The following is a 16,201-nucleotide window of genomic DNA, read 5'->3' as shown; positions in this document are numbered from 1 at the left end:
ACCCCTCTCGCTGCTGTCCCCTGTTGCCGCGGCCCCCGCGGTTGTCCAGAACCCTACGCAGGGCCGCTGACGGTGACGCACCCCGAAGCGCACTTTGTGTCGGTCTTGCAACACAGCGCGATGCGGGTCAGGCCAGGCCCGCCTCCTTCATCTGCCGGAGCTCCTTCTTCATCTCGGAGACCTCGTCCCGCAGCCGGGCCGCGATCTCGAACTGCAGGTCGGCGGCGGCGGCACGCATGCGTGCCGTCATCTCCTCGATCTGCCCGGCGAGCTCGGCCGCGGGACGGTCGGTCGGGACGGTCTCCTTGGCCTTGCCCCTGGCCGCCTTGGTGCCCGCCGCCTTGCCGCCGAGGGCCGGCACGGGCGCCTTGGCCGCCTTGCCGTCCTTGCCCTTGCGGTAGCCGGAGCCGAGCAGCTGCTCGGTGTCCACGTCCTCGCGGGCGATCTGCGCGACGATGTCGTTGATCTTCTTGCGCAGCGGCTGGGGGTCGATGCCCCGCTCCTTGTTGTACGCGACCTGCTTCTCCCGGCGGCGGTTGGTCTCGTCGATGGCCTTCTCCATCGCCGGGGTGATCTTGTCGGCGTACATGTGGACCTGGCCGGAGACATTGCGCGCCGCGCGGCCGATGGTCTGGATCAGGGAGGTGCCGGAGCGCAGGAAGCCCTCCTTGTCGGCGTCGAGGATGGCCACCAGGGACACCTCGGGCAGGTCGAGGCCCTCACGCAGCAGGTTGATGCCGACGAGGACGTCGTACTCGCCGGCCCGCAGCTCGCGCAGCAGCTCCACACGACGCAGGGTGTCGACGTCGCTGTGCAGATAGCGGACCTGGATGCCGAGTTCCAGGAAGTAGTCCGTGAGGTCCTCGGCCATCTTCTTCGTGAGCGTGGTGACCAGGACACGCTCGTCCTTCTCGGTGCGGGTACGGATCTCGTGCACCAGGTCGTCGATCTGGCCCTCGGTGGGCTTGACCACGACCTCGGGGTCGACCAGGCCGGTGGGGCGGATGATCTGCTCGACGACGCCGTCCCCGCGCGAGAGCTCGTACTTGCCGGGCGTCGCCGACAGGTAGACGGTCTGGCCGATGCGCTCCGTGAACTCCTCCCACTTCAGGGGGCGGTTGTCCAGGGCCGACGGGAGGCGGAAGCCGTGGTCGACGAGGGTGCGCTTGCGGGAGGCGTCGCCCTCGTACATCGCGCCGATCTGCGGCACGGTCACGTGCGACTCGTCGATGACGAGCAGGAAGTCGTCCGGGAAGTAGTCCAGCAGGGTGTTCGGCGGGGAGCCGGGCAGGCGGCCGTCGAAGTGCATCGAGTAGTTCTCCACGCCGGAGCAGGAGCCGATCTGGCGAAGCATCTCGAGGTCGTAGGTGGTGCGCATCCGCAGGCGCTGGGCCTCCAGGAGCTTGCCCTGCTTCTCCAGCTCGGCCAGGCGCTCCCCGAGCTCCTTCTCGATGTCGTTGACGGCCCGCTCCATGCGCTCGGGCCCTGCGACGTAGTGGGAGGCCGGGAAGACGTACAGGTGCTCGTCGTCGCTGATGATCTCGCCGGTGAGCGGGTGGAGCGTCGAGAGGGCCTCGATCTCGTCGCCGAACATCTCGATGCGGACGGCGAGTTCCTCGTAGACCGGGAAGATCTCGATGGTGTCGCCGCGGACCCGGAAGGTGCCCCGGCTGAAGGCGAGGTCGTTGCGCGTGTACTGGATGTCCACGAAGCGGCGCAGGAGCTGGTCGCGGTCGATTTCGTCGCCGACCCTGAGGGGGACCATGCGGTCCACGTACTCCTGGGGCGTACCGAGACCGTAGATGCAGGAGACGGAGGCGACCACGACGACGTCGCGGCGGGTGAGCAGCGAGTTGGTCGCGGAGTGGCGCAGCCGCTCGACCTCCTCGTTGATCGAGGAGTCCTTCTCGATGTAGGTGTCCGACTGCGGGACGTAGGCCTCGGGCTGGTAGTAGTCGTAGTACGAGACGAAGTATTCGACGGCGTTGTTCGGCAGCAGCTCGCGGAACTCGTTCGCCAGCTGGGCGGCCAGCGTCTTGTTCGGAGCCATCACGAGGGTGGGGCGCTGGAGCTTCTCGATCATCCACGCCGTGGTGGCGGACTTTCCGGTGCCGGTCGCGCCGAGCAGGACGACGTCCTTCTCACCTGCCTCGATGCGCTTGGCCAGCTCGGCGATCGCCGCCGGCTGGTCGCCGCTGGGCTGGTAGGAGCTGACGACCTCGAAAGGCGCCACCGTACGTTCGATGTGGGAAACGGGCCGCATGGAGTCCACCGTACGACTCCCCACTGACAACGCGGCCCGATCAGGGGTTCCGGGGGCCGACGGAGGGCGTGCGGGTTGGCGACGGGTGCGCGATGGAGGGTGGGCGACGGCGAGGCCCGGGCGGAGCCCGTGGACTGCGGGGGCGGCCGCCGCGGCAGCGGCAAGGGGCGGGCAGGGCTCCGGAAGCGGCAGGCGGGGCGGGTGCGACGGACCGTGCGCGGCGGCGAGAGCCGGACCGCGAGAGCGGCCGTGGCAAGGGGGGCGGGCGGGGCGCCGGGGGCGGCAGGCCGGGCGGGTGCGACGGACCGCGGGCGACTGCGGGGGCCGGGTGGAGCCCGTGGACTGCGGGGGCGGCCGCCGTGATGGCGGGCAGGGGGCGGGAAGGGCGCCGGAAGCGGCAGGCGGGCGGGTGCGACGGACCGTGCGCGGCGGCCGGAGCCGGACCGCCGGTGGGGCCGCCGCGGCGGCGAGGGGCGGGCAGGGTACCCGGGGGCGGCGGGCCGGGCGGGTGGCGGCGCAGGGGTGGAGCGGGAGGGCGGCGGGAGCGGCCGACGGCTCTGGTGGGTTCAGCGGTTCTGCGGGGTGCGGGAGTCGTGGTGGGTCACGCTGCGGTGGGTGCGCGAGGGGCGGCGGGCGGCCGGGTGGTGGACGCGTTCGCGGGCGGGGACGCCGGGCTTGTTCTCGGCGGGCGACCACACGGGCTTGCCCATGACCATCAGCGGATCGAACATCACGACGACACCCGCGAGCAGCAGGAAGGCCAGCGGTCCGATCATCATCGGCGCGAGCAGTGAGGCGGGCGAGTCACCGGAGACGGGGGCGGACGTACCGTGCAGATGGACGCTGAGGGCGGCCATGCCGGTGTAGTGCATGCCCGTGACGGCGAGGCCCATGACCAGGCTCGCACCCACGCTCCACAAGAAGCCCCGGACCTGACCGGCGGCCCACAGGGCGGCGGTGGCGGCGACGACGGCTATGACCACGGAGATGCCGACGGTGACGGTGTTGTACTCCAGCTGCCCGTTCAGGCGCATCCCGGCCATGCCCAGGTAGTGCATCGAGGCGATGCCCAGGCCGGTGACGGCACCGCCGGTCATCAGGGGCGTTCCGGACGCGCCCCGGTAGCCGACGATGAAGACCCCGATGCCCACCATGACGATGGCGACGCCCAGGCTCGCGAAGGTGATGGACCTGTCGTAGTGGATCGGCGCCTGCTCGACCTTGAACCCCATCATCGCGACGAAGTGCATGGTCCAGATGCCGGAGCCGATCGCCGCCGAGCCGAGAGCCAGCCAGCCGGGTCGCCAGGACCGGCTGACCAGCATGGATCTGGTGGTGCAGCGCAGGCCGAGGGCACCGCCCAGGCAGGCCATGAGGTAGGCCACCAGCGGTGTGACGAGTCCGTAGCTGAATCCGTCGACCGTGCCTTGCATGCGCGGCTGCCCTTCCGCCCTCTTACGTCCTGGAATTCCCTGAAATGTGCCCCTTCCCAGCATCGCCCGAGCGATCAGGGTTGAGGCAGAGAGTATGACCGCCACCGGAATGGTCGAACGATTTTCCGGCAAAGAAACACGTCCTTGCCCCAGTTGTGCGGCACCGGTGTGCGGACTTGAGACACGCCGGTTCAGGATGTGCCCATTCTGTACCCCGGTGCCGTTGACCCGGTGCTGTCACAGTTGTGCTGTACGTGTTTGCTCGACGCGAGGAGTACGTATGCACGCGCGCGCCGTGACCGCCCTGACCACCGCGCTCCTGGGGACCGCCGCCCTCCTGCTTCCCGCAACCGACGTCCGGGCCGTCGAGGACGGCACGCCCCCCGCGGTCATCGCCCACCGGGGCGGCTCCGCCTACGCCCCCGAGAACACCCTGGCCGCCGTCGACAAGGCCGCCCGGCTCGGCGCCGTCTGGGTCGAGAACGACGTCCAGCGCACCAGGGACGGCGAACTCGTCGTCCTCCACGACGACAGCCTCCAGCGCACGACCGACGTGGAGCAGGTCTTCCCCGGGCGGGCGCCCTGGAAGGTGAAGGACTTCACCGCCGCCGAGGTCGCGCGTCTCGACGCGGGCAGCTGGTTCAGTGCCGCCTACGCGGGCGCGCGCGTGCCGACGCTGAAGCAGTATGTGCGCCGCGTCGATCTTCACCGTCAGAAGCTGCTCCTCGAACTCAAGAACCCGGAACTGTACCCGGGCATCGAGCGGGAGACCCTCAAGCTCCTCGGCAACGAGGGCTGGCTCGACGGGAAGCACCGGAGCCGGCTGGTCGTGCAGAGTTTCAGCGCGGCCAGTCTGCGGACCGTCCACGATCTCAAGCCCGCTGTGAAGACCGGCTTCCTCGGCACCCCGTCCGTGACGGACCTGCACGCGTACGCGGTCTTCACCGACCAGATCAACCCGTCGTACACCTCCGTGTCCAGGGCCTACGTCGCCGCGGTCCATGCCTTCACCGGCCCGCACGACAAGCCGCTGGAGGTCTCCACCTGGACCGTCGACACCGCCGACTCCGCGCGGCTGGTCGCCGGGTACGGCGTCGACGGCGTCATCACCAACAAGCCGGACGTGGTGCGGGACGCGCTGCGCGAGTAGCGGGCCGGGCCGGCTGTTCACGCAGGTCGCCGGGCGTTGTCAGTGGCGGCTCGTACGGTGGTCGCATGAACAGCCAAGGGCAGGACGAGCAGCGGATCGTGTGGACCGTCGTCGGCACGGACATCGGCCCGCTGCTGCTGGCCGCCACCGACGAGGGTCTGGTCAACGTGGTCTTCCACGCCACCGACGCGGTCCGCGACAAAGCGCTCGAGCGGCTCGCGTCCCGACTGGGCACCGAGCCCGTCGAGGCGCCCGGTTCCCCGCTGCTGGCAGAGGCGATACGCCAGGTCGAGGCGTACTTCGCGGGCGAGCGGCACACTTTCGACCTGCCCCTGGACTGGTCGCTGATCTCGGGCTTCAACCGGCAGGTGCTGCGCGAGCTGGCGTCCGGCGTGCGGTTCGGCCAGGTCGTCGGGTACGGCGATCTGGCCGGGCGGGTCGGCCAGCCGGGTGCCGCGCAGGCCGTGGGGGTGGCCATGGGCTCCAATCCGCTGCCGGTCGTCGTGCCCTGCCACCGGGTCGTCGAGAGCGACGGCGGGATCGGCGGGTTCGGCGGCGGTCTGGAGACCAAGCGGAAGCTGCTCGCGCTGGAGGGCGTGCTGCCCGAGCCGCTGTTCTGAGGCGGTCCCGTGCGCCGCCGTAGGAAGTGCTCGTCGGTTCGCGCGCGATGGCCGGCCGGAGGGCCGACGCGGTGGCGGACTCCGCCGTGCGCACAGCCACCGGCACCCGAGAGCTCGGAGCCGAGGGGAACGGAAACGGGGCCGTCGCGTACCTAAGGCCAAGATCACCGGCGAAGTCGTCGAACGAGGCCCGGCGTCTGCCTGAACGCCGGCGCGTCCCTCAGCTCGCGCGGTCAGTCGTAGTGGCGTGCCTCGAAGACGTTCCCGTCCGGGTCGCGGAAGTAGAAGCTGCGGCGGGCCGTTCCGCGGGCGCCGAAGGAGTCGTGGGACAAGGCCGAGACGGGTACGGACCGTTCCTCCAGACGGGCACGGAGTGTCTCGAAATCGTCGGCGGGCAGGGCCAGGCAGACATGATTGACGGGGTGTCCCGCGCTCTCGGCAGCGCCAGGGACCATTTTCATGCCGTCCGCCAGGGTGAGCGGCATGAGGTCGAAGATGGTCTCGTCGTTGAGCCGTACGGAGGGGAAGGACACCGCCCCCGCGGCGAAGTCGGTGAGCCTCACGGGTTCCAGACCCAGGGTCTTCTCGTAGAAGTCGGCCGATGCCACCGGGTCGCGCACCCAGAGGACGACATGGTCGAGACGCGTCGAGTTGTCCGTCATGCACCCCAGGCTGGTGTGATCCCGCACGGCCCGCAAGGGTTTGACCGGACGCGCCGCCCGCCAGAGATGAGGGAAGACCGATCGACAGGAGGCAGGCCCGTGGTGCTGGTGGTGTCCGAAGAGGTGCGCGAGGCGATCGACGCGCGTCGACCCGTGGTGGCCCTGGAGTCCACGATCATCGCGCACGGGCTGCCGCGTCCGCGCAATCTGCAGGTGGCGCTGGAACTGGAGGACGTCGTACGGCAGGAGGGCGCCGTACCGGCGACGATCGCCGTACTGGACGGGCGCCCCCATGTCGGCCTGGACAAGCAGCAGTTGGAGCGCGTCGCCAACGAGGACGGGATCCGCAAGCTGGGCCACCGGGATCTTCCGCTCGCGGTGGCCGCAGGGGTGAGCGGGGCGACCACCGTGTCGGCGACGGCACAGTTGGCGGCCTTGGCCGGGGTGGAGGTGTTCGCGACGGGCGGGCTCGGCGGGGTGCACCGGGAGTGGACGACGACCCAGGACGAGTCGGCCGACCTCGGCCTGCTGGCGCGCACGGCGATCACCGTGGTGTGCGCGGGCGTGAAGTCCATCCTGGACGTGCCCGCGACGCTCCAGCGACTGGAGACGCTCGGGGTCGCGGTCGCCGGGTACGGCACGGACCGCTTCCCCGGCTTCTATCTGTCCGACTCCGGTTATCCGGTGGAGTGGCGGCTGGACACCCCCGAGCAGGTGGCGGACGTCATGCGCGCGCGTGAGGCGCTGGACGCGTCCGGCTCGGCGCTGATCGTCGCCAACCCGGTGCGCGAGGAGGAGCAGCTGGATCCCGAGTTGCACGCGCGTGTGCTCGCGGAAGCGCTCCGGGCCTGCGAGGAGGCGGGGGTCACCGGTCAGGGGGTCACGCCGTTCCTGCTGGACTACCTGGTGCGGCACACCGACGGCGCCTCCCTGAGCGCCAACCTGGCGGCGGTGCGCGGCAACGTGCGGCTGGCGGGGCGGATCGCGGCAGCCCGGGCCGGGGCGTGACGGCGGACGGGCTGGGTAGCGCGGCCACCGACCGAGGCGGCGCGCCCGGTACCGCCGCGGCCGTCCCGGACGGCGCTCTCCTGGTCGTCGGGGACGTGATCACGGACGTCGTCGCCCGGCACCGAGGGCCGCTCGCCGCCGGCACGGACACCGCCGCCGCGATCCGTACGGTGCCGGGCGGGGCGGGGGCCAACGTGGCCTGCTGGGCCGCCCGCCCGGGCGACGCGGAGGTACGGCTGCTGGGACGGGTGGGCGCGGACGCAGCCGCGTGGCACGAGCGGGAGCTGGCCGGCTGCGGGGTACAGCCGCAACTGGTCGTCGATCCGGAGGCGCCGACCGGGACGGTGATCTGCCTCGTGGACACCGGCGAGGCTGCCGAGCGGACTTTTCTCACCGACAGCGGCGCGTCACTGCGGCTGGAGCCGGACGACTGGTCGGACACGTTGCTCGACGGCGTGGCGAGGCTGCATCTGTCGGGCTATCTCCTGTTCTCGGAGCCCAGCCGGACCCTGGTGGCGGTCGCCCTGGAGTCGGCACGCGCGCGTGGCGTGCCGGTGAGCCTTGACCCGGCGTCGGCCGGGTTCCTCCGGGAGATGGGGGTGGACCGCTTTCTCTCGCTGGTCGAGGGGGTGGACGTCCTGCTGCCGAGCCGGGACGAGGCCTGCCTGCTCACCGGCTTGCCCGACGTGACGGACGCGGCGGCCAAGTTGAGCCGGCACGTCCCGCTGGTGGTGGCCAAGCAGGGGGCGGAGGGGGCACTGATCGCCCGGTCCGGCACCGTGTACGCCCACGTGCCCGCCGTAGCGGCGACGCCCCGGGACACCACCGGGGCGGGTGACGCCTTCACGGGCGCCTTCCTCGCGGCCCTGCTGGCGGGCGCCGCGCCCGAGGACGCGGCGGCGGAGGGATGCCGGGCGGGTGCGTTGGCGGTGGAACGGGTGGGCGGGAGGCCACCGATGCCGGAGTCACGGCCGGGCCATGGGCCACCGTTGCCAGCGGACGCTCCTCCGGCCTGACGGCCCACCACCGGGTCGCCACTACCAGCGGACGCCTCTCCGGACTGACGGCCGGTCCGTGGGCCACGGTTGTCAGCGGACGCTCCTCCGAACCGACGGGCGACCACCGGGCCGCCCTTACCAGCAGACGCCTCTCCGGACTGACGGCCGGTCCGTGGGCCACGGTTGTCAGCGGACGCTCCTCCGAACCGACGGCCCACCACCGGGCCGCCATTGCCAGCGGGCGCTCTCCGGGCTGACGGCCGACCGCGGGGTACCCCGGGCTTCCGCTCGGCCATCGGTTTCCGACTCCCGCTCCGTTACTACGCCTTGCGCCCCCATGCCGAGATCAGCGGGGCCGTGGCCAGGTCCATCGTGCCGGTGGCGACGTTGGCGAGGTGACGGTCGATGTCCTCGTCCGTGGCGATGCCCGCCGTGACCAGCCGGCCGCGGATCTGGCGGATCGTGGCGGACTCCAGTGCGGCGCAGGCCGGCGAGGCGAGCGGAAAGTACGCGTCGGCGGCGACCTGACGCAGACCGGCCTCGCGGAGCAGGCGCGGGAGGGTGCGGCCGTAGGAGAGGTCGGCACCGCGGTCGGCGAGCAGTCGGCGAAAGCCCTGGCGCAGCCGGTTCGCCAGCTGCTGCTCGGGGCCGTACTCGTCGGGGCAGGTCAGGGGTTGCAGGGCGGGGTCGGCGTCCTCCAGCAGGAGCCGTCCGCCGGGCCGCAGGGACTTGATCATCGACTGGAGGGCCCGTTCCCGGTCCGGCACGTGGACCAGGACGAGCCGGGCGTGCACCAGGTCGAAGCCCTCCCCGGGGGGTTCCTCGGCGCTCACGTCATGGACCCGTACGTCCACCGGCGGGCGGGCCGCCGCGGCGAGACGCGTGGTGTCGATGTCCGTCGCGACGACCTTTCCGGTCGGGCCGACCTTCTTCGCCAGCCAGGACACCACGGACGTGCCGCCCGCGCCGACCTCCCAGCAGCGCCAGCCGGATCCGATGCCGAATCCTTCGATGTGCCGGAAAGTCGTGGGGTCGAAGAGGGTGGCGAAGGCGTCGAAGCGCTCTCCCGCCTCCGCCTGCCGGTTGTCGAGGAGATACCCGTCGGTTCGTGTCATGCCGCGATGATCCCAGTTGCCGGGCTTGTCGGAAACGGGCGACGCGGTTCCTACGAGGAGACGGCCGACGTGCGTCTGTCGGGCGGTCCGCGCCGGGGCAGCCGCGGACCGGTTTTCCACAGGCGGGAACCAAGCGGAACCTCCCCTGTCCACAGGCTCACCCGGCGCTTACGCCGGCCTGGCACACTGGCTCGCCAGGACGCAGCAACGCGTCGAACGGGGAGATCACGCAAGGAGTCCAGATGTCCATGGCAGGGAATCTGCGAAAGGTCACCGGCCTCGGCAGGGTCGGCGGCCTGCGCACGGTGGCCCGGCTGGCCCGGCGGCGTCCGCGCGTCGACCTGAGCCACCACGCCCGCTCCCCGCTGGGCACCTCGGTCGTCAACTGCGTGACGTACAAGGAGGGGGCCCGGATCCCGGTCGACGGCGATCTGGTCGACACCGTGGAGCGAATGCGCAGGAGCCGTGACGGTTTCGTCTGGCTCGGTCTGCACGAGCCGTCGGACCATGAGTTCGAGGGCATCGCGGACCTCTTCGACCTGCACCCGCTGGCCGTCGAGGACGCGGTCGAGGCCCATCAGCGCCCGAAGGTGGAGCGCTACGGCGAGACGCTGTTCGCGGTGTTCAAGACGGTCTGCTACGTCGAGCACGAAGAGCTCACGGCGACGAGCGAGGTGGTCAACACCGGCGAGATCATGGTGTTCGTCGGCGAGGACTTCGTGATCACGGTGCGGCACGGCAGCCACGGATCCCTGGGCCCGCTGCGCGAGGAGCTGGAGTCCGACCCCGGGCAACTCGCCAAGGGACCGGCCGCGGTGCTGCACGCGATCGCGGACCATGTGGTCGACGACTATCTGGACGTCACCGATTCCATGCAGTCGGACATCGACCTGGTCGAAACGGCGGTGTTCGCGGACAACGGCGCGCGGGTCGACCCGGGCCGCATCTACCAGCTCAAGCGTGAACTCCTGGAGCTGAAGCGGGCGGTGGCCCCGCTCAGCCGCCCCCTGGAGGAGCTCTCCACCCGGCCGCTCCAGGTCATCGCCCCGGAGATACAGGCGTACTTCCGCGACGTCTCCGACCATCTGCTGCGCGCCAAGGAGCAGATCGCCGCGTTCGACGAACTGCTCAACTCGATCCTTCAGGCACACCTCGCGCAGGTGACGGTCGCGCAGAACGAGGACATGCGGAAGATCACCGCGTGGGCCGCGGTGATCGCCGTCCCGACGATGGTCTGCGGTGTGTACGGCATGAACTTCGACCACATGCCGGAGCTGCACTGGACCTTCGGCTACCCGTTGGTCATGGGCGTGATAGCCGTCGGCTGCGGTGTGCTGTACCGCGGCTTCCGGCGCAACGGCTGGCTGTGACCGGGGCGTCCCGGACGGGTCAGTGGGTGGTGGAGGAGCGCGCGTAGACGCTCTCGGCCCAGCCGGCGATCTGCTCGTCCGTCAGGTGCCGGGCCAGGTCCGACTCGCTGATCATGCCCACCAGACGCTTGTCCTCGATGACGGGGAGCCTGCGGATCCGGTGCTCCTGCATCTCGTGCAGGACATCGGCCACGTCGGCGCTCGCGTCGATCCAGCGAGGTGTGCCCTGGGCCATCTCACCGGCGGTCACCTTGGCCGGGTCGTGGCCCACGGCCACACAGCCGATGACGATGTCGCGGTCGGTGAGGATGCCGCACAGCCGTTCGTTCGCGTCGCTGATGGGCAGGGCTCCGACGCCGAGTTCACGCATCAACTGGGCGGCGCGGTCGAGGGTCTCGTGGGCGGGGATCCACTGGGCACCCCGGTGCATGATGTCTCCGGCGGTGGTCATGAAGTACCTCCCGGTGCCGGACGGCCGGCGCGGCGCGGGCGGCACCGCAAGTCCCGGCGCCCTACATTCTCGCCGCGTCATCGGGGGCCCGCACCCGGAACCTGTCGGTGACGGCGGACGGGCCCGGAGCAGCGACGCCACAGTCCTCGGACGGGACCCGGTCAGCCGTTCCACGCCGGGTGGCGGGGGTCGTCGGCGCGGACGAGTACGTCGGCCGTGCCGGCCGGGTCGGTCTCGTCGGCGTAGCGCTCGTGGGCGGGGAGGGTCCAGTGGTCGGGCTCGGGAGTACGGCGCCGGAGGGCGCCCTCGGAGAGGAGGAGGTGGACGGTCAGGTCGAAGGGGAACCAGTGGCGCAGCAGGAGGGGGCCGTGCAGCAACAGGACGCCGCCGGGCGGGAGTTGGACGTAGGGACTGCGGGTGGCTCGGTCGGTGACCGGATCCCACAGGTCGGGAAGGACGCGGCCGTCGCCGCCGGGTTCGAGGGGGCCGAAGACCTCGCGCCAGAGGGCGCCGGTGTCGAACCAGCCGTTGTAGTAGGCCTCCAGGTCGTGGTGGCCGTATTCCAGACGGAGCGAGGCGGGGCGCAGGAAGCCCTCCATTCCGACGACGAGCGAAGGGCGGCCGCGTATGCGCAGGGCCTCGCCCAGCCGTTCGGCGAGTTCACCCGGGCGGGCTGCCGGGGCGCCGTCGAGGGCGACGCGGGGCCAGGGGCTGCCGTCGGCCGGCTTCAGGTCGAGCAGGCGGTCGGCCAGCCGCTCGCCGAGCCGGTCCCAGGTGATCGCTTCGAGTCGCACACGGCCATGATGCGTCAGCCGACGTTCAGAACGCGTCGCGCTCGTGCCTGGCGGACGGCGGACAGGGGCGCAAGGTGGATCTCGCGGACGAGAGGAGTGAGGGCGAATACGACGCGGGGCGGGTTCTCGCGGGCAGGGTCTCGCTGCGGACCCTGGGGACCAGGGCCCGGAGTGGACGCGGGGTGGGGTCAATTGGCGCCGCCGTCTTCGAGGCACACGAGGGAGGAGGGGCGGCTGGTCGTCCGGCGGCCGGTGATCGCGGGGTGCGTCGGCCGGCTGATGCGGCGGCGGGCTGAGGCAGGGTGCATGGCGGGTCCAGGCGGTACCGGTTCGGAGGGATCGGGGGCCAGTCGGGTCCGAGGGTGCCGGGGACTGCGCCGGTCGGCAGTTCGGTCGCACGAGGATCTCGCGGTGGCGGTGGTCGACGAGACCGTGTCGCCGACGCGGCACAGGACGTGGGTGTCGGTGGTGGGTGGGGCCGGGGAATGAACCACTCATGACAGGCCTCGCGACTCCCCCGGCCCGTGGCGGACTTCTCGTCGTCCAGCCGTTGAGGAGGCGGCACTGTGGGGAGTGCCGGGGCGGGCCGTTTTCACTGCTCGTCGTCGAGGGCGGGGCGACGCGGTGTCTCGACTGCGCCGACCTCGGACACCTGGTGTTCCTGCCGCGCGGGGACACGGCGCTCACGCGTCGCTCGCGGGAGGAGAGCACGCTGTCGGCGGTCGTCGTGCGGTTCAACCGGCGCAAAGGGCGTTACGAGCGGCAGGGCGTCCTCGTCGAGGAGGCGGGGCTGGCGCGGGCCGAGGAGCGGTGTCTGGCTGACGCGGAGGCACGACGGCGACGCCGGGTACGGGACGCGAGGCGGCGGGCAGCGGAGGACGTGCGGTTCACGGAGGCGTTCGCCGCGGAGATACGACGGTTGTTTCCGGGGTGTCCTGACGAGCGGGCGCGGGCCATCGCCTCGCATGCGTCCCTGCGGGGCAGTGGGCGGGTGGGGCGCAGTGCGGCGGGCCGTGCCCTGTCGGAGGGGGCGGTGGTGTCGGCGGTGGTGGCGTCCGTGCGGCATGTGGACACGCCGTACGACACGTTGCTGATGAGCGGGGTGGCACGGCACGAGGCGCGACGGCGGATCTCGGGGCGGGCGGAGGCGGTACTGAGGGGGTGGCGGGAGCCGGAGAGGGTGTTGCAGGAGGAGGCGGGCTGAGGATCCCGGCACGGGGCGGCTCGGCACCGCCCGACCGAAACACCGACACCCGCCCGCTCGGCACCATCGAACCCAGCCCCCGGCTCCAACCCCCTGGCCCCGACGTCAGCCCCCCCCCCCCCCCTCCACGCCGCCGAACCAAAGCCCCCGAGACCGAGGCGCTTCGCACCGCGGAACCAGAACCTCGTCGCCCGCTCCCCACCCCCAGGCAACTCCGTTGCGGTCGGCGGAGAGCAGCTGATGTGGAGAGGCTCCGGGCAACCCGTGGGGATGGACGTCTGGACGTTTGGTTATGGGGGTGCGCGGAATGGCCATGGTTCGGGGGGTGGGGGCGGGATTCACTGGTGGGGACGGGTGGTGTCGGGCCGGAGGCGGGAGCTGGTGTTGTGATGATCGATGGGCCCTACTTCGTGCTGGTCGTGCTCGGGGTGCTCGGGACCGGACTGGTGGCCGGAGTGTTCTGCGCGTTCTCGACGTTCGTGATGAGAGGGCTCGCCGAGTTGCCGCCCGCACAGGGCGTCGCGGCCATGAACGCGATCAATGTGAGCGCGGTGCGGCCGCCGTTCATGGCCCTGTTCGCGGGCTCCGCGGTGCTGTGCGCGGTGATCGCGGTGGTGACGTTCGTGCTGTGGCCGGACGAGGGGACCGTGGAGCTGCTGGTGGGCAGCGCGCTGTACCTGTTCGGTTCGTTCGGGCTGACGATGGTGGCGAACGTGCCCCGCAACGACGCCCTGCTCCGGCTGGACCCGGGCACCCCGGAGGCGACGGCGTACTGGCCGGCCTACGTGCGCGAGTGGACGATGTGGAACCACGTCCGCGCGATCGCCTCGGGCGCGGCGGCGCTGGCGTACGTGCTGGCCCTCACGTGAACGCGCGCACACCGTCCCCCAGCCTCCGGAGCATGGTGAAAGCGCTGTCCCTGACAGCTCACCGGGACTCTGCGCGAGTGGCCGAGGAGTCGTATCGTGGCGGAAAGAAGTTCCGCAGGAGTGCCGCAGGAGTGCCGCCCGATGACGCACGGCCACGTCGGACGCGTCAGCGTCACCAGTGCGAGCGAGGAAGACGGCCATGGCCGATCCCAAGGGATTCATGACCACCCCGCGCCAGGACTGGCCCCGTCGGCCGGTCGAGGAGCGGGTCCGGGACTGGGACGAGGTGTACGTCCCCGGAGCACTGCTGCCCATCATCACCGAGCAAGCGGATCGCTGCATGGACTGCGGTATCCCGTTCTGCCACGACGCCTGTCCGCTGGGGAACCTCATCCCGGAGTGGAACGACCTGGTCTCGCGGGAGGACTGGCGGCAGGCCGCGGACCGCCTGCACGCGACTAACAACTTCCCCGAGTTCACGGGGCGGTTGTGTCCGGCGCCGTGCGAGGCGGGGTGTGTGCTCGCCATCAACCAGCCCGCGGTCACCATCAAGAACGTCGAGGTGGCCGTAGCGGACCGGGCCTGGGAGCTGGGGTTCACGCCACCGCGGCCGCCGGACCGGCTGTCGGGGCGGACCGTCGCGGTGATCGGGTCGGGGCCGACCGGGCTCGCCGCGGCACAGCAGTTGACGCGGGCGGGGCACACGGTCGCCGTCTTCGAGAAGGACGACCGGCTCGGCGGCCTGATGCGGTACGGCATTCCCGAGTTCAAGATGGAGAAGCGCCATCTGGAGCGGCGGATCGAGCAGATGCGGGCCGAGGGGACGAAGTTCCGTACGTCCACGGCGGTCGGGCGCGATGTCGGCGCGGCGGAGTTGCGGACGCGCTACGACGCGGTGGTGATCGCCACGGGAGCCACGGCATGGCGTGAACTGGACGTGCCGGGGCGGGAGTTGGCCGGGGTGCAACAGGCCATGGAGTATCTGCCGTTGGCCAACCGGGTGTGCGAGGGGGAACTGGCGGTGTCCCCGATGTCGGCCGCCGGGAAGCATGTCGTGATCGTGGGTGGGGGTGACACGGGGGCCGACTGTCTGGGAACCACGGTGCGTGAAGGGGCCGCCTCCGTGACCCAGTTGGACATCTACGCGCAGCCGGGCGGTGAGCGGGACGAGGACGTGGAGCCGTGGCCCACCTACCCGAAGATCTACCGGCTGTCGGCGGCGCACGAGGAGGCCCGCGATCTGGAGACGGCGCCCGCGGCGAATGCGGACGCGCGGTTGTTCGCGGCGTCCACGCTGCGCTTCACCGGGGACGAGGACGGGCATGTGCGGTCGCTGCATCTCGTCGAGGTGGACGAGGCGCGGCGGCCGGTGGAGGGCACCGAGCGGACCCTTCCCGCCGACCTCGTGCTCCTGGCGCTCGGGTTCTCCGGGCCGGACCGGGGAGACGGGCTGGTGGAGCAGTTGGGGCTGGAGATGGAACCCCGGGGGACGATCGCCCGGGATGCGGGGTTCGGTACGAACGTGCCGGGGGTGTTCGCCGCGGGGGACGCCGCCCGGGGGCAGTCGTTGATCGTGTGGGCGATCGCGGAGGGGCGGTCGGTCGCGGCGGCGGTCGACGGGTATCTGACGGGAACTTCGCAACTGCCCGCGCCGATCGGGCCGTACGACCGGCCGATGGCGGTGTAGGGCGGCGCACGGAGGAGCCCCGGTCGCTCACTCCCGCTCGTCACCCCCTCGTCACCCCCGCTCGTCCGTCCCCGCCACCTTCGCCGTCGCCAGAGCCACCCTGTTCCACGTGTTGATCGTGAGGATCAGGGACAGTACGTGGGCCAGTTCCTGTTCGTCGAAGTGGGCCGCGGCCTCGGCGTAGACCTCGTCGGGGACTCCCCCGTCGGCCACCAGCGTCACGGCCTCCGTGAGCGCCAGGGCGGCCTGTTCCCTCGCGGTGAAGAAATGGCGCGCCTCTCGCCAGACCGGGACCATGTGGAGGCGGTCCTCCGTCTCGCCGGCCTTGCGGGCGTCGTTGGTGTGCATGTGGAGGCAGTACGCGCAGTGGTTGAGGTGTGAGGCGCGGATCTGGATCAGTTCGACGAGGGCGGGGTCGAGGCCCTCGCGGGCCGCCGTGTCGAAGCCGACCAGGGCCCGGAACACCTTCGGGGCGGCCTTGGCGAGGTTCAGTCGAGCCGTACCTGTCACGTGCGTGTTCGTCGTGGTCATGTGATCAACCTACGGGCCGGAAAGACCGGCTGTAGGGTGCATTTCC

At 71.3% G+C, this 16,201-nt stretch carries 15 protein-coding genes; 8 read left to right on the top strand and 7 right to left on the bottom strand.

The features are described from left to right. Positions 1 to 127: 127 nt before the first annotated feature. Positions 128 to 2,263, bottom strand: coding sequence for an excinuclease ABC subunit UvrB (gene uvrB / locus ABZT02_RS23585; protein ID WP_356020235.1), 2,136 nt, complete (start codon positions 2,261 to 2,263; stop codon positions 128 to 130). A 566-nt stretch (positions 2,264 to 2,829) separates the two neighbouring features. Beyond that, positions 2,830 to 3,696: an MHYT domain-containing protein gene (locus ABZT02_RS23580; RefSeq protein ID WP_356020232.1), complete on the bottom strand. Its 867-nt coding sequence runs from the start codon at positions 3,694 to 3,696 to the stop codon at positions 2,830 to 2,832. A gap of 280 nt (positions 3,697 to 3,976) precedes the next feature. Between ABZT02_RS23580 and ABZT02_RS23575 the strand changes: the two genes are divergently transcribed. Next, positions 3,977 to 4,846, top strand: coding sequence for a glycerophosphodiester phosphodiesterase family protein (locus ABZT02_RS23575; protein ID WP_356020230.1), 870 nt, complete (start codon positions 3,977 to 3,979; stop codon positions 4,844 to 4,846). Positions 4,847 to 4,911: 65 nt separating this feature from the next. Next, entirely contained in the window at positions 4,912 to 5,466 is a 555-nt protein-coding gene (locus ABZT02_RS23570; RefSeq protein WP_356020228.1) for a methylated-DNA--[protein]-cysteine S-methyltransferase, read from the top strand. Positions 5,467 to 5,699: 233 nt separating this feature from the next. Here ABZT02_RS23570 and ABZT02_RS23565 read toward each other — a convergent pair whose 3' ends face one another. Then, positions 5,700 to 6,128, bottom strand: coding sequence for a VOC family protein (locus tag ABZT02_RS23565; protein WP_356020225.1), 429 nt, complete (start codon positions 6,126 to 6,128; stop codon positions 5,700 to 5,702). Between the two features lie 99 nt (positions 6,129 to 6,227). Between ABZT02_RS23565 and ABZT02_RS23560 the strand changes: the two genes are divergently transcribed. Together ABZT02_RS23560 and ABZT02_RS23555 are read left to right on the top strand one after the other, a co-directional pair. After that, the gene (locus ABZT02_RS23560; protein WP_356020223.1) at positions 6,228 to 7,136 is read left to right on the top strand and encodes a pseudouridine-5'-phosphate glycosidase; all 909 of its coding nucleotides are present in this window, start codon (positions 6,228 to 6,230) and stop codon (positions 7,134 to 7,136) included. 11 nt (positions 7,137 to 7,147) lie between these two features. Next, positions 7,148 to 8,152 (top strand): sugar kinase, encoded by a 1,005-nt coding sequence (locus ABZT02_RS23555; protein WP_356020723.1) that lies wholly within the window; start codon positions 7,148 to 7,150, stop codon positions 8,150 to 8,152. Between the two features lie 302 nt (positions 8,153 to 8,454). Here ABZT02_RS23555 and ABZT02_RS23550 read toward each other — a convergent pair whose 3' ends face one another. Then, entirely contained in the window at positions 8,455 to 9,249 is a 795-nt protein-coding gene (locus ABZT02_RS23550) for a methyltransferase domain-containing protein (RefSeq protein WP_356020221.1), read from the bottom strand. A 242-nt stretch (positions 9,250 to 9,491) separates the two neighbouring features. Between ABZT02_RS23550 and ABZT02_RS23545 the strand changes: the two genes are divergently transcribed. Further along, positions 9,492 to 10,619 (top strand): magnesium and cobalt transport protein CorA, encoded by a 1,128-nt coding sequence (locus tag ABZT02_RS23545; RefSeq protein ID WP_356020218.1) that lies wholly within the window; start codon positions 9,492 to 9,494, stop codon positions 10,617 to 10,619. Between the two features lie 19 nt (positions 10,620 to 10,638). On the opposite strand, the gene ABZT02_RS23540 is transcribed toward ABZT02_RS23545, so the two are convergent. Further along, the gene (locus ABZT02_RS23540) at positions 10,639 to 11,070 is read right to left on the bottom strand and encodes a CBS domain-containing protein (RefSeq protein WP_356020216.1); all 432 of its coding nucleotides are present in this window, start codon (positions 11,068 to 11,070) and stop codon (positions 10,639 to 10,641) included. 161 nt (positions 11,071 to 11,231) lie between these two features. Next, positions 11,232 to 11,864: a uridine kinase gene (locus tag ABZT02_RS23535; RefSeq protein ID WP_356020213.1), complete on the bottom strand. Its 633-nt coding sequence runs from the start codon at positions 11,862 to 11,864 to the stop codon at positions 11,232 to 11,234. Between the two features lie 496 nt (positions 11,865 to 12,360). Between ABZT02_RS23535 and ABZT02_RS23530 the strand changes: the two genes are divergently transcribed. The 3 genes from ABZT02_RS23530 to ABZT02_RS23520 all read left to right on the top strand — a co-directional run bounded on the left by ABZT02_RS23530 (position 12,361) and on the right by ABZT02_RS23520 (position 15,624). Next, positions 12,361 to 13,068: a DUF2293 domain-containing protein gene (locus ABZT02_RS23530; RefSeq protein WP_356020211.1), complete on the top strand. Its 708-nt coding sequence runs from the start codon at positions 12,361 to 12,363 to the stop codon at positions 13,066 to 13,068. A gap of 389 nt (positions 13,069 to 13,457) precedes the next feature. Further along, entirely contained in the window at positions 13,458 to 13,937 is a 480-nt protein-coding gene (locus ABZT02_RS23525; protein WP_356020209.1) for an anthrone oxygenase family protein, read from the top strand. A 199-nt stretch (positions 13,938 to 14,136) separates the two neighbouring features. After that, positions 14,137 to 15,624: a glutamate synthase subunit beta gene (locus ABZT02_RS23520; RefSeq protein ID WP_356020206.1), complete on the top strand. Its 1,488-nt coding sequence runs from the start codon at positions 14,137 to 14,139 to the stop codon at positions 15,622 to 15,624. A 51-nt stretch (positions 15,625 to 15,675) separates the two neighbouring features. Here ABZT02_RS23520 and ABZT02_RS23515 read toward each other — a convergent pair whose 3' ends face one another. Further along, positions 15,676 to 16,155, bottom strand: coding sequence for a carboxymuconolactone decarboxylase family protein (locus tag ABZT02_RS23515; protein ID WP_356020204.1), 480 nt, complete (start codon positions 16,153 to 16,155; stop codon positions 15,676 to 15,678). Positions 16,156 to 16,201 lie beyond the last annotated feature (46 nt).

The organism is Streptomyces sp. NPDC005402, assembly GCF_040606575.1.
In the GTDB taxonomy this organism is placed as follows: domain Bacteria; phylum Actinomycetota; class Actinomycetes; order Streptomycetales; family Streptomycetaceae; genus Streptomyces.
This window is presented reverse-complemented; position numbering and strand designations above follow the sequence as displayed.

Bases quoted from the DNA above. Each gene is read 5' to 3' on its own strand.
- ABZT02_RS23530 (WP_356020211.1), top strand. From the start codon at position 12,361: ATGACAGGCCTCGCGACTCCCCCGGCCCGTGGCGGACTTCTCGTCGTC.
- ABZT02_RS23570 (WP_356020228.1), top strand. From the start codon at position 4,912: ATGAACAGCCAAGGGCAGGACGAGCAGCGGATCGTGTGGACCGTCGTC.
- ABZT02_RS23515 (WP_356020204.1), bottom strand. From the start codon at position 16,155: ATGACCACGACGAACACGCACGTGACAGGTACGGCTCGACTGAACCTC.
- ABZT02_RS23565 (WP_356020225.1), bottom strand. From the start codon at position 6,128: ATGACGGACAACTCGACGCGTCTCGACCATGTCGTCCTCTGGGTGCGC.
- uvrB (WP_356020235.1), bottom strand. From the start codon at position 2,263: ATGCGGCCCGTTTCCCACATCGAACGTACGGTGGCGCCTTTCGAGGTC.
- ABZT02_RS23520 (WP_356020206.1), top strand. From the start codon at position 14,137: ATGGCCGATCCCAAGGGATTCATGACCACCCCGCGCCAGGACTGGCCC.
- ABZT02_RS23550 (WP_356020221.1), bottom strand. From the start codon at position 9,249: ATGACACGAACCGACGGGTATCTCCTCGACAACCGGCAGGCGGAGGCG.
- ABZT02_RS23545 (WP_356020218.1), top strand. From the start codon at position 9,492: ATGTCCATGGCAGGGAATCTGCGAAAGGTCACCGGCCTCGGCAGGGTC.
- ABZT02_RS23575 (WP_356020230.1), top strand. From the start codon at position 3,977: ATGCACGCGCGCGCCGTGACCGCCCTGACCACCGCGCTCCTGGGGACC.
- ABZT02_RS23580 (WP_356020232.1), bottom strand. From the start codon at position 3,696: ATGCAAGGCACGGTCGACGGATTCAGCTACGGACTCGTCACACCGCTG.
- ABZT02_RS23540 (WP_356020216.1), bottom strand. From the start codon at position 11,070: ATGACCACCGCCGGAGACATCATGCACCGGGGTGCCCAGTGGATCCCC.
- ABZT02_RS23525 (WP_356020209.1), top strand. From the start codon at position 13,458: ATGATCGATGGGCCCTACTTCGTGCTGGTCGTGCTCGGGGTGCTCGGG.